General features: G+C 58.3%; 9 protein-coding genes and 1 pseudogene. 4 read left to right on the top strand and 6 right to left on the bottom strand.

Going from position 1 to position 11,875, the window contains the following annotated elements:
- The first annotated feature begins 227 nt into the window (after positions 1-227).
- Positions 228-719: a short-chain fatty acyl-CoA regulator family protein gene (locus ACN0X0_RS20150; RefSeq protein WP_417280662.1), complete on the top strand. Its 492-nt coding sequence runs from the start codon at positions 228-230 to the stop codon at positions 717-719.
- Positions 720-918: 199 nt separating this feature from the next.
- On the opposite strand, the gene ACN0X0_RS20145 is transcribed toward ACN0X0_RS20150, so the two are convergent.
- The 6 genes from ACN0X0_RS20145 to ACN0X0_RS20120 form a co-directional block, all read right to left on the bottom strand.
- Positions 919-1,893 (bottom strand): siderophore ABC transporter substrate-binding protein, encoded by a 975-nt coding sequence (locus ACN0X0_RS20145; RefSeq protein WP_417280661.1) that lies wholly within the window; start codon positions 1,891-1,893, stop codon positions 919-921.
- Between the two features lies 1 nt (position 1,894).
- Positions 1,895-2,668: an ABC transporter ATP-binding protein gene (locus ACN0X0_RS20140; RefSeq protein WP_417280660.1), complete on the bottom strand. Its 774-nt coding sequence runs from the start codon at positions 2,666-2,668 to the stop codon at positions 1,895-1,897.
- Positions 2,665-3,606, bottom strand: a complete 942-nt coding sequence (locus ACN0X0_RS20135; protein WP_417280659.1) for an iron chelate uptake ABC transporter family permease subunit — start codon at positions 3,604-3,606, stop codon at positions 2,665-2,667. The genes ACN0X0_RS20140 and ACN0X0_RS20135 overlap by 4 nt, the downstream gene beginning before the upstream one ends.
- Entirely contained in the window at positions 3,603-4,460 is an 858-nt protein-coding gene (locus tag ACN0X0_RS20130; RefSeq protein WP_417280658.1) for an ABC transporter permease, read from the bottom strand. The genes ACN0X0_RS20135 and ACN0X0_RS20130 overlap by 4 nt, the downstream gene beginning before the upstream one ends.
- Before the next feature lie 99 nt (positions 4,461-4,559).
- Positions 4,560-6,299, bottom strand: coding sequence for an ABC transporter ATP-binding protein (locus ACN0X0_RS20125; RefSeq protein WP_417280657.1), 1,740 nt, complete (start codon positions 6,297-6,299; stop codon positions 4,560-4,562).
- Positions 6,296-8,023, bottom strand: coding sequence for an ABC transporter ATP-binding protein (locus ACN0X0_RS20120; RefSeq protein ID WP_417280656.1), 1,728 nt, complete (start codon positions 8,021-8,023; stop codon positions 6,296-6,298). Before ACN0X0_RS20120 ends, ACN0X0_RS20125 begins: the two co-directional genes overlap by 4 nt.
- 323 nt (positions 8,024-8,346) lie before the next feature.
- Between ACN0X0_RS20120 and ACN0X0_RS20115 the strand changes: the two genes are divergently transcribed.
- The 3 genes and pseudogenes from ACN0X0_RS20115 to ACN0X0_RS20105 form a co-directional block, all read left to right on the top strand.
- Positions 8,347-8,919: a TetR/AcrR family transcriptional regulator gene (locus tag ACN0X0_RS20115; protein ID WP_417280655.1), complete on the top strand. Its 573-nt coding sequence runs from the start codon at positions 8,347-8,349 to the stop codon at positions 8,917-8,919.
- Between the two features lie 574 nt (positions 8,920-9,493).
- Positions 9,494-11,584 (top strand): TonB-dependent receptor, encoded by a 2,091-nt coding sequence (locus ACN0X0_RS20110; protein ID WP_417280654.1) that lies wholly within the window; start codon positions 9,494-9,496, stop codon positions 11,582-11,584.
- 139 nt (positions 11,585-11,723) lie between these two features.
- Positions 11,724-11,840 (top strand): annotated as a pseudogene (locus ACN0X0_RS20105) (IS3 family transposase); the annotation flags it as partial.
- Between the last annotated feature and the right edge of the window lie 35 nt (positions 11,841-11,875).

Here is an 11,875-nt window from a genome sequence, read left to right as displayed (position 1 = left end):
TCAGGTGCTCTTCAGGTCGCGTCGAAACACTGGTTAGATTTGTCCCGCATCTTTTGTTGTGCGGAACTATGCGTCACGCGAAGTGAGGTGCCCCTAGATTTGTTGGCGCTTTGCTTGGTAATTTTGGAAGCAAAGGAAGGCGCAAATGTCAGAGTAAATTCGCTACTCAGAAGAGTTCAAGATCGACGCTGTGGCTCAGGTCAAAGCGTGGCTATTCAGTCAAGGATGTGGTTGACTGGCGCGGCATCAGCACAAAATCTCTCTACACTTGGATAGCGCAATTTTCGAAGCCACAAAGGCAGACAGACCAAGAGGTCGAGATCCGGCGGCGTAAAAAGGAACTCGCTCGGGTCACTGAAGAGCGCGACATTCTAAAAAACCGTTCCGGGCCGTTGCCCGCCTGCGTGCAGTATGTCCGTCGTCAGAGTTTTTGGCGCAGTTATCTCTGGGTGGCGCGCACCGTCGAGCATGGCGCAGGCGGCTATGGCTCGCCGCGCAAACGCTTTGCTGTGGCGCTTGGCTGCGATCTCGCCCATGCCGACCGGCTGATCTATGCCCGTGGACTGGATCTGCGCAATCACGATCTGGCGACACCGATCGGAGCCGGATGCAAGGTCTGCGAACGTCCGGCCTGCCCACAGCGCGCCTTTCCCATGGTCGGGCGCCCGCTGGCGACCGATCCGGCCCAATCGCGTTTCGCCCCCTATTCCGGGGACTGATGCCCTATGTGGTCTTGCGATGTGGTCTTGCGCGGGCAGGCAGGAGGTGCGGCCACAGCCTTGAGCTAAAGCGTTTTTCGTTTAATCTGAATCGGATTGAGCGAAAAACGTTGCCACACTGAATTGATAGTGCTGCGTTTCTCAAAAATTGAGTGCCTCAAGTTTTTTGAGAAACGCTTTAAGCCGCACCCGTTGACCTTTAGAATTTGGCATTCCCATCCGTCTGAGAACATGCCCCCACGTGATCGTAAGCTGCGCCGATCTCCTTCATCATGATGGACAGAGAGGTCGGCCCGGCCGCCGTTGTGTACCAGGCCTCGGGATCGACAAAGATCACGCGGTCGTCCTGCCATGCTTTTGTGGCTTCTACGAGCGGATTGGCGATCTGGTCTTTTGTCAGAGTCGGGCGGCCTTCCATAACTGCGGTGCGGTCGATCATAAAAATCAGATCCGGGTTCGATTTCTGGATGAATTCACTTGTGACCGGCTGGCCATGAAGGCCGGTTTCGCCAACCGCTCCGGCGGGTTTCACGCCCAGTTCGTTGAAGACGAACCCATAGCGAGACTGCTGCCCAAAGGAGCTGAATGCGCCGTTGTTATGCAACAGGATCAGCGCCTTATCCGAACAGCCAGACATCTGGGCGTTCAGCGCACTCACCTGACCATCCAGCTCTTCAATACCCGCACGGGCAACGTCTTCCTTGTCGAACACTTTGCCCAGCGTCTCGAAATGATCCCGAACGGCCGCAAGATGCCCTTTGGAGCTGTCGCGATAGTCCACCTCAAAATAAACCACCGGCGCGAAGGAGGAAATATCCGCGTAATGTTCGGCCTGAAGCGGACTCATCAGAACCAGATCGGGCTCCGCCTCATAGAGCTTTTCGACATTGGGTTTGACGATGAAACCGACGTCTTTCACTGCCGGGTCATCCCCGTAGGCCGACAGGAAATTCGGCACAAAATCCTTGGGAATCCCTGCAACCGGAACGCCAAGGCTGTCAAGAAAGTCGAGATCGTTCATGCCAAGGGCCACGACCCGCTCCGGCACTTGTTGCAATGTGATTTCGCCCATCTGATCTGTCAGCGTCAGGGGAAAATCAGCGGCCTCTACGGTCAGGACCGGCGTGAAAAACAGCGTTGCCGCCAGTGCGATTTTGGGGATGGAAAACGTCATGTCAGGTCCTTTGATCGGAGGTGAAATAGTTGCACAGAAGCCCGCCCTCATGGCGCAGCACCTGAAAATCGAGGGAATAAAGCGCGGACAGGCGAGGTTCGGTAACCATCTCCGCGACAGGCCCGCTGCCCACGAGACGCCCGCCCTTCAGCGCAATGATGTGATCGGCGTAATTGGCCGCAAAGTTTATGTCGTGGATGACGACGGCCACGGTGCGTCCCCGGTCATCGCAGAGCTGCCGCAGCGCGCGCATGATGTGCACCGCGTGATGCATGTCGAGATTGTTCAACGGCTCATCGAGCAACAGACATTCGGTCTCTTGGGCGATGGTCATGGCGAGATAGGCCATCTGCCGTTGCCCGCCGCTCAACGCGTCAATGTTGCGGTGGCGCAGGTCGTCCAGCCCCAGAAAGGCGAGCGCCCTGTCGATGGCCGCGCGATCCTGCGGTGTCAAACGCCCACGACTGTAGGGGAACCGCCCGAAGGCCACGACCTCCTCAACCGTCAGCCGCAGATCGAGCCCCGGCATCTGGCGCAGGGTGGCGACGTGTCGGGCAAAATCGCGGGGCGGTATCTCTCCGAGAGGCTGACCCTTCAACGTGGCCTGCCCGGACGAAGGCGTCAAAAGCCGTGCCATGATCATCAGAGCGGTGCTTTTGCCTGCGCCATTCGGCCCGATGATGGCCGTCATTTTGCCTTCGGGAAGCGTAGCAGAGATCCCCTCGATCACGGGCACATCGCCATAGGTTTTTGAAATGTCGGTGAGCGTGATCATGCCTGCCCTCTTGGCTGTCTGAGGAGGAGGAAAAGGAAATAGGCACCGCAGATCAGGTTGATCAGAATGCCCACTGTCGTGCCGAACCCGAACACATGCTGCACGGTGATTTCCGCCAAAAGCAGCATGCCGACTGCGATGACACAGCCCATGGGCAGGGTGTCGCGATGACGGCGGCTTTTGGTCAGCGCATAGGCGATATTGGCGATAAAGATGCCCATGAAGGCCGAAGGTCCGATCAGACTTGTGGCGGCAGCAACCAGAACGGCGATCAGCATCAGGCACACCCGCACCTCACGTGGGTGATCCAGCCCCAGAGACAGCGCCTGATCGCGCCCCAGAGCCATGACATCCCAGATCGCGACGCGGCGCAGAGCAATGCTCCCTGCCAGCACGGTACAAACCGCGGCAACTGCGAGACGCAGCTTTGAGATGCCATCAAAAGAAATCACCGCAAAGCTCTGGTAAATCGCGAACTCACCGGGGCTGATGCGCAATTCGATAAATTGCGTGACGCTGGCGATTATGAGCGTGAGCACCAGCCCCACCAACAAAAGCCGGTGCACATTGTTCTGCCCGCCCTGAAACAGCGTCATCTGCAAGCCAAAGGACCAGCCGAGCATGACCGCAATCGACAGGGCCATATTGCCGATCTCGCCCAGCACATGCAGGCTGGCGCTGCCGAGCCACAGGATCAGAAGCGATTGAAGCAAAAGGTAAACCGCCTCATACCCCATGATCGCGGGCGTCAGAATACGGTTCTGTGTGAGGCCTTGAAACAGGATCGCGGAGATGGCGATGCCTGAGCCCGCAACACTCATGGCGCCCAACCGGATCAAGCGACGATTGAGCAGAAAACCCGGCTGAAACCCTGTGCCCCAGCCGAGGTAAACGAGCGCCAGCCCGATCAGAAGCGACAGAAACAGCACCGCTCTCATCGCGTCCCCCGCAGGATCAGCACCAAAAAGATCACTCCGCCAAGACCGCCAACGGTCAGGCCCAGCGGCACCTCATAGGGGTAGATGACGACACGCCCCAAAATATCGCACAAAAGCAACAGGATCGCCCCGGACATTGCCACCAGCGGCAAGGTTTTCTGAAGGTTATCGCCTCGCCAAAGCGCCACGACATTGGGCACCACAAGCCCCACGAAGGGCACGGCGCCCGCCGTAATCACCGTGGCCGCCACGGTGGCCGAGACCAGAACCAATCCCAAAGCGACCATGGGCCGATAGCGCAGCCCAAGGCTTTCGGACATATCCTGCCCCATGGCCAGAACAGTAAAACGACGCGCAAACAGGTAAGTCACAGCAACGACCGGCAGGATCAGGTAAATCAATTCATACTGGCCCTGCACAACGCGCGAGAAATCCCCGATCATCCAGCCCTGCATGGATTGAAGGATATTTCGGCTAAAGGCATAGAACTCCGCCAAGGCGCTCAGCACCCCTGCGAACATCAGCCCGATCACCGGCACGAGCACGGCATCACGAAACCGGATGCGGCTCAGGATGGCGACGAAGACCGCGCTCGCCATGAGGCAGAACACCATGGCAAAGCCCATACGCACAAGCGCCCCGGATGTGGGGATTGAGGTCAGAGCGACAAGAATGCCAAGCTTTGCCGCCTCCATCCCCCCGATGGTCGCCGGTTCAGCAAAGCGATTGCGCAGGATTTGTTGCAGGATCACACCACAAATCGCCAACCCGCTCCCTGTGAGGATCAAGGCAATCAGCCGCGGCAGGCGGCTCGCCGTGAGGGTCAGCAGCGCATCGGGGGACGGATCAAACACCCAGCGCAGACCTATCCCGTTCGCGCCCACCATAAGCGAAACGCAACACAGTACCAAAAAACCAAGCGGAAGCGCACAGCTTCGGACAACCCTCATGATCTAGCCCACTGGTGTGATGCGCCAGCCGGAGGCCTCTTGGCGCTGCGCCAGAAAGCGCGCGTAAGGCCCCGAACGCGTGGCCAGATCGGCGGGCGTGCCGCATTCGGCGATTTTGCCCCCCTCCAGCACCGCAATCTGATCGGCCATCTGCACCGTGCTCAACTGATGTGCGATCACAACCATCGTGCATTTCCCGCGCATGTGATGGAGCGTTTGGGCAATCACCGCCTGATTTTCCGCATCGAGCGCGGCCGTGGCCTCATCCACCAAAAGGATCGGGGCCGCTTTCAAGAGCGCGCGCGCGATGGTGATCCTCTGCCGCTCGCCACCGGACAACCGCACGCCACCTTCGCCGACCTCGGTCTCAAGCCCCTCGGGCAGGCGCGCCAAAATCTCGTCGATCCCGGCCTGTGCGATCACCTCCGCAAGCTCGGCCTCCGTCGCATCCCCCCGCCCCATACGGATATTTTCGCCGATGGTGCCCGACACCAGATATGTGTCCTGAAAAATCTGCGACACCTGCGCCGCGAGGGTTTCTTCGGACATGTCACGCAGGTCAACGCCACCGATCTCGATCCTCCCCTCCCCGACATCGTAGAACCGCGCGATCAGCCGGGCGACGGTAGATTTGCCCGACCCCGACGCCCCGATGAGGGCGGTCATACTGCCTTCGGGCACCGTGAGCGACATGCCATCCAGAACCGGTGCGCTGTTTGGCGTGTAGCGAAATCCGACATGTTCCAAACGGATCATCGCATTCTCGGGGCTGCGCGGCGCCGCAGCCTGAGGCAAAGGCGGAACCTCTGCGATCTCGTGTAAGGCCTCAAGATGCCCCCGCGCCGCCCGAAGAGCCTCGCCATACCCTGCCAGCTCGGTCATCGGCTCCATGAACCGCTGCGCCAGAATGAGCGCCAAGATCAGCGACAGAGTTTGATCGGGCGTCAGTCCGGTGTTGAGTTGGGCCAACACTATGACAAGAACGGCGGCAAAGAGCGCCTGTGTCATCCAGCCGTTCAGCACAGAGGAAGCGGTCGACAGGCGGATAAGATGGCGCGCAGCGTCCTTTTGATCGGAAAAAGCCGCCGCAAGATGGCGAGCACTGCCGCCCTCGCCGCTGAAAGCACGCAGAACGGATTGAGTGCGGGCAAATTCGATCGCCCTTTGCCCGGTTTCCGCCGCCGTGCTTTGATAGCCCGCGTCGGCCCGTCGGCCGAGACGGGCAGAGAGCAGCGCAGCCAGCCCCATAATCGGCAGAGCGACAAGTGTCACGATCCCTATGTCCGGCGCGAGGACAAACAAGACCAGCACCAGAACCGGCGGTACGACAAGGCCGCTCAAGACCGGCGTGAAGACATGCGCCGGGAGTTGCGCCACCTCCATCACACCTTGGGTCAGCGCATGGGTCAGCTTGCCCGTGGTGCGCGCGCTGAACCAGCCGACCGGCAGCCGCGCGACATGCGCTCCAAGGCGCAGTCGCATCCCTTCCAGCACGGCAATCCCGACCTGAATGCCCGCGCGCTCCACCACGCGCCGCACCATCCAACACCCGAGGCCGCAGATCACCAAGGCCATCAGCCATGGCCATGCGGCAGCGGTCTCGCCTTGCAAAAGATAAGAGAGCCCCGGCACCGTCAACGCGATGGTCAAGGCATTCAGGACGCCGGAGGCCAGAGCCATCATCGCATAGCGTCGGAAGGTGGCCACATCCTCCCCCAAAAGCCCAAGGAACAAACGCATCATTGGATGGCCTCCTCTGTTGCTGCAGCCTGAGGCTCTCGGGTCCGTTCAAACCCGTTACTTTGCGTCCAGAGCGCGGCATAGCGCCCGTCCTGCGCCAAAAGCGTCTCATGTGTGCCGCTCTCACATATCCGACCTTCATGAAGCACCACGATCTGATCTGCGCCCGCGATGGTCTCAAGCCGATGCGCGATGACCAAAAGGCTGCGCCCCTGCGTCAGCTGCGAAAGCGCCTTTTGCAGCGCCAGTTCGCCCTCCGCATCCATGGCAGAGCTCACCTCATCAAGCACCAGAATGGGCGGATCGAGCAGAAGCGCACGCGCGATACTGACCCTCTGGGCCTCGCCGCCCGACAGCTCCGTCCCTTCACCGACAATCGTGTCGTAGCCCTTCAGCAAAGCCAGAATATGGTCGTGAATCTGCGCCTGTCTGGCGACGGCCACGACCTCCGCCCGGCTGGCACCGGGGCGCCCCAATGCGATATTGTCATGCAGGCTCGCATGCAAAAGCTGCACCTCTTGCAACACAAAGCCGACTCGGCGATAGAGCTCTTCGGTGCCGATGTCGCGAATATCCGCGCCACCAAGTGTGATCCGCCCTGAATCCGGATCGAAAAACCGCAACGCCAGCCGCGCGATGGTCGATTTGCCTGCACCTGACGCACCGACGATGGCCGTCACCCGACCCGGCGCGAGCGTCAGATCAATGTCGGCCAGCGTCTGCACCTCCGCCTCATAGCGATAGCCGACCTGCTCGAACCGCAGCACGTTGTTGTCCGGTATCGCCCGCTGGTCTGCGGGTGGTTCGGGAAGGGGTTGAGTGTCCAACACCTCCTGAATGCGCTCCGCCGCCGCCGTGGCATGGGCCAGCCCGTGGGTCATGAAACCCAAAAGCAAAAGCGGCGCTGAGATCCCCGGCGTGACAAGCACGAAGGGCAGAATGTCGAGCGGCTCAGCCCAGCCGAAACTGACAAAAGCACACCCCGCCAGCATAACGACACACAGCACGGAGACCGTTGTAATGATCGCATTTGCATTGGCCAGAGGCGCGACGAGGGGCCGGGTGAATTGCAGAAAAGCGGTGAGAAAATCACGCACGGCCGTCGTGTACCCGTCATGCGCCGCGCCGGTTTTGCCAAAAGTACGCAGCACCGGCATGGCTTGGCCATAGTGCCCGACCGCCGACACGATCCCGGCCTGCGCGGTGGCGAAACTCTGCATACGCTCGGGGCCTATGGATTTTTTGATCGACCCGTAGATCAGATAATAGAGCGGATAGGGCATGAGGCAGATCAGCGCCAGACGCCAGTCCATCACAAAGAGAAACAGCCCCGCCGCCGCCATCGCAGTGATGCAGCGAGCGCGGGTTGTGAAATAATGCGCGCTCAATTCGTGGATCGTGTTCATGTCGTCCTGTAGCGCCTGTTTGACACGCGCCGAGGACCGCGCGGTAAACCAGCCCAAAGGCACATGCATCAGATGTTCCGTGACACGCGCGCGCAGCCGATCTGTCAGCCGATTGTCCGCAAGATGCGCGAGATATTCTGCCAGACTGAGCAACGCCATGCCGAGAGCCAAAGCGCCAATCAACACGACGATCCAAAGGGGCTCCATCCGGGCCAAATCCTCGCCTGCGTCAGGCTGCAAAACCCGCTGCGCGATCAGAGCCACACCGGCGAGAGGCACCAGCACAAGACCCTGCCCGATCCCGGCAAGCGTCGAAGCCACGCGGAGGCGATTTTTGATAGGATACAGCAAAGTATCAATTGGTGAGTGAGCCGGGCCGTGGCCCTCTGCCTCGACATAGTCACCAGCCTCGTCACACCTGTGCTTATCCGACATATTTGCGGCCTGCCTCTGATCTAAATTTGAGTGATGATTTGGCTGCATCCGAAGGATGTTGCGTTATTTTGTATACATACCATAAACTATTACTGCAAGCCGTGATCAAGATCACGCCAAGCGCTTCTCAATGACGCGTTTGTTCATATTGAAAAAAATGATTATTCTGCGTCAGGTCGCACCTGCGCCCAGGTATAAGGAAAGTGACGATGAGTGAGACTGCGCCCAAAGCAAAACGAGGCCGTCCGCGCACGATAACCCGTGAAAGAATTGCCAAAGCCGGCATGGACATTGGCCTGCCGGACTTGACTTTCGTCGGCGTCGCAACGGCGATCGGGGTCACACAAATGGCGCTCTATAAACATGTGCGCAACATAGACGAGCTACGCACTCTGGTCGCCGAAGATTCCTTTATGAACTGGGAGCTTCCTGATCCCTTTGAGGATCAGGACATTGAATCATATTTAAAACGTTTCGCCGTTAGCATGTGGCAACTGGTCCGGACACATCCCGGGATCGCCCCCTATCTCCTGCGGCGCAGCTGGATCACCGACACGATGTTGGAAAAAACCTACGCACATCAACGGCGTGTCGCAGAGCGTTTTGGCCTCAGGTTTGTGCAAGCCAATACCTTGGTGTTTTCTGTCGCCTTCCATTGCTGCGCGGTCGCAGATGCATCGTTCGAAGAAACCACGATGTCTGATGAGATCGAGCCACTCCACAGCTTTGGAGTGTCCGCATTGATCGCAGGCGCTTTGGCAATGACTGACAAAGACATGTGAGCCGAAGCGTCACGCCTTAAAGCGCTCCGCATCTAAAAAGCGAGGCACGTAGACTGTTTGTCTCTTGCGCTGCGGTCAGCGCAAAGCCCATGCCTCAGGTTCTGGATGGAACGCGTTTTCTCTAAATCTCGCCCCACCTCTGTTGAATCGGTCACAGTTTCAGATGAATTAGTTTAGCAATACAAAACTAATTGACAGAAGCGGCTTCGCTTGCCATCCATGCATCGTCTTTTCAGGCGAATTCTTGACACGAAGAAAGCGCGCCTCAGAACGACAAATGCGTGATGATCAGCCGCAAACCTAAAAGCCACGGGCCCCGCCCCCGCCACCTCAGAGATGAAATACATCTTAGTTTGCACCTCTTAGTCACATCGCGCACGGGGATGAAACAGGACACGGGGCTTACGGTATGAACCAGACTTAATCGATATTTCGCGCGCAGCACTCCTTGCGCGCATCACCGCGAAAAAATGGCGACTGACGCACGTCGCCTGACGGGTATGCGGTTCATGCATCACCCGGCCATTTTTTGCGTCTTCACACCTGTATATGGACACCAAAAAACGGACGAAACATGAGAAAAATCCACATTTCAACCCGCGGCTTTCTGCTTGCAAGCGCTTTGATCGCCCCCTCCTTCTGGGGCAGCAGCGCCGCATTTGCACAAGACAGCGCTCAATCCCCGATCCTATTGGACGAAATCATCGTTTATGGCGCATTGGCGGACCGCAGCCTGCAGGACACAGCAAGCTCTGTCAGCGTCGTTGGCGAGGAAGAGCTCGAAGACGAGGCCGCCTCTGAGACCGTCAGCGAAGTGATCAAGGCTTTGCCCAACATCTATATTCCCAGCACGACAAGTGCGCCAGTCATCCGGGGCGTGGACAGCGACGGGCCGCTTGTGGGCGGCAACGCCTATCTTGCGAAACCCCTGCCGCGCACCACAATGAGTCTTGACGGACAATATGTGACGGCTGTTGAACTCGGGGCCGGTGGTGCGTCGACCTGGGATGTCGACTCCATCGAGGTCTATCGCGGCCCGCAGACCACATCCCAAGGCGCCAACGCGATTGCGGGCGCCATCGTCGTCAACACGAAGGACCCAACCTTTACCCCGGAATATGCACTTCAGGCGCTTTACGGCAGCCGCGGTAAAAAACGCCTGTCCTTCGCCGCCTCAGGTCCGCTCAGCGACGACCTGGCCGCTCGGATCGCGGTGGATTACAGCGGCCGCGACACGTTTGTCGATTACACCAATGCGAATTTCACCGAACCCGGTTTCGACTATGATTTCGAAAACCTGACTGCGCGCGCAAAGCTGCTTTGGGAACCTGCCGCAATCTCCGGGCTGTCAGTCAAACTGACCTATAATCACAATGACATGCACCGGCCCAACAACGAGGCTGTCACCGACGCCGATGCACTTGAGAACACCGCCGAATATCAGGACTACATGGATGTGGTTTCTGACGGGATTGTGCTAGATGTGGACTATGATTTCTTCAACGGCATCAAACTGTCGAACCAGATGCAATATTCCGAGGCCGACTATGATTTCATTTTCGCCTACCCCTATTCCGGCGAAGCCACACGGGATTATGAGACCTTTGCCAATGAGCTGAAGCTGACATTCGGCGAGGCGGGAGATGTCTGGAGCGGTGTGATCGGGCTGTTCTACTCCAACGAGGATGCCCATGCGGAGTTCGCCAACAGCTACTATGGCGCACCTTTCGGCAGCGCCGATCTCGATTACACCACAGAAAGCACGGCGCTCTACGGTGAAGTAACCTGGCAATTTGCGACAGATTGGGCGCTGACCGGCGGGTTGCGTCTGCAACAGGACAAAATCGAGATTGCCGGGACCACCAGCTATGTGACAGACCCGCTCGATTACAGCGATACATTCACCGAGCTTCTCCCATCGCTGACCCTCGCCCATGACGTCACACCCGACTGGACCCTTGGTGCGACGATCAGCAAAGGCTATCTGCCGGGCGGCTCCGGCACCAACTTCCGAGGTGGCGAGTATTACGAGTTTGACCCGGAAGAGTCGATTAACACCGAGCTTTTCGTTCGCGGCAATGCACTCGACGGTGCACTGCTCCTGACCGGTAACCTGTTCTACACCGAGTATAAGAATATTCAGCGTTCGGTCGCAAATTGCCTGGATGCGGATTGCACAGTCTCTCAGGGCTCGATGATCGTGAACGGCGAAAAGGCCCATGCCTACGGGATCGAGTTGAGCGCAGACTATCAGGCCAACTCAGTGCTGACACTTTCCGGGAATATCGGCGCCATGCGCACGGAAGTGACGGAATTCACCGATTACGATGGCAATAAATACGAGGGCAATGAGTTTGCCAATGCCCCAGGTTACACGATCGGACTGGCGGCAGCTTGGGACATCACTCCTGACTGGACGCTGCAAGGGGATGCGCGGATCGTCGATGGTTACTCCAGCAGCGACACAAACGATGCCGATACGAACGTTGATGGCTATGCCCTTGCCAATATGCGCATCGGCTATCACCCACAAGACAACGTCGAGTATTTTGCCTACGTCAACAACGTCTTCGACAATCGCGCCGCCCTTTCTGCCAGCAGCAGTGGCACCATCTCGATTGCCGAACCGCGTGAAGTTGGTTTTGGGGTTTCCCTGAACTTCTGAGCGAGATGAGATTTCTGATAAATCTCATAGAAAACCTGAAAGTGCCGGAACAACCTCCGGCACTTTTACGCTGAGCCCGGTGGGGATACCCGATACGCGTGTCCCGAGGAGGTGGATGTGGGCTATACAGTTGACCGCCCGGCCGCAGGCTGAAACGGCCAGTGTCCAGTACATCAATGGCTTCTACAATCCGCGACGGCGTCACTCAGCATTGGGATGTAAGAGCCCCGTCGCCTTCGAACGAAAAATGGCCTGAACGAGCACTTGGGGCGGCTCAAAAGCTTGACAGGT

This window comes from Celeribacter sp. (assembly GCF_048270365.1).
Classification (GTDB): Bacteria; Pseudomonadota; Alphaproteobacteria; order Rhodobacterales; family Rhodobacteraceae; genus Celeribacter.
Note: the sequence above shows the minus strand (reverse complement) of the source record. Positions and strands in the feature narration are given on the sequence as shown.

Excerpts from the sequence above, each read along its gene's own strand:
- ACN0X0_RS20135 (WP_417280659.1), bottom strand. The coding sequence starts at position 3,606 with ATGAGAGCGGTGCTGTTTCTGTCGCTTCTGATCGGGCTGGCGCTCGTT.
- ACN0X0_RS20110 (WP_417280654.1), top strand. The coding sequence starts at position 9,494 with ATGAGAAAAATCCACATTTCAACCCGCGGCTTTCTGCTTGCAAGCGCT.
- ACN0X0_RS20125 (WP_417280657.1), bottom strand. The coding sequence starts at position 6,299 with ATGATGCGTTTGTTCCTTGGGCTTTTGGGGGAGGATGTGGCCACCTTC.
- ACN0X0_RS20140 (WP_417280660.1), bottom strand. The coding sequence starts at position 2,668 with ATGATCACGCTCACCGACATTTCAAAAACCTATGGCGATGTGCCCGTG.
- ACN0X0_RS20115 (WP_417280655.1), top strand. The coding sequence starts at position 8,347 with ATGAGTGAGACTGCGCCCAAAGCAAAACGAGGCCGTCCGCGCACGATA.
- ACN0X0_RS20145 (WP_417280661.1), bottom strand. The coding sequence starts at position 1,893 with ATGACGTTTTCCATCCCCAAAATCGCACTGGCGGCAACGCTGTTTTTC.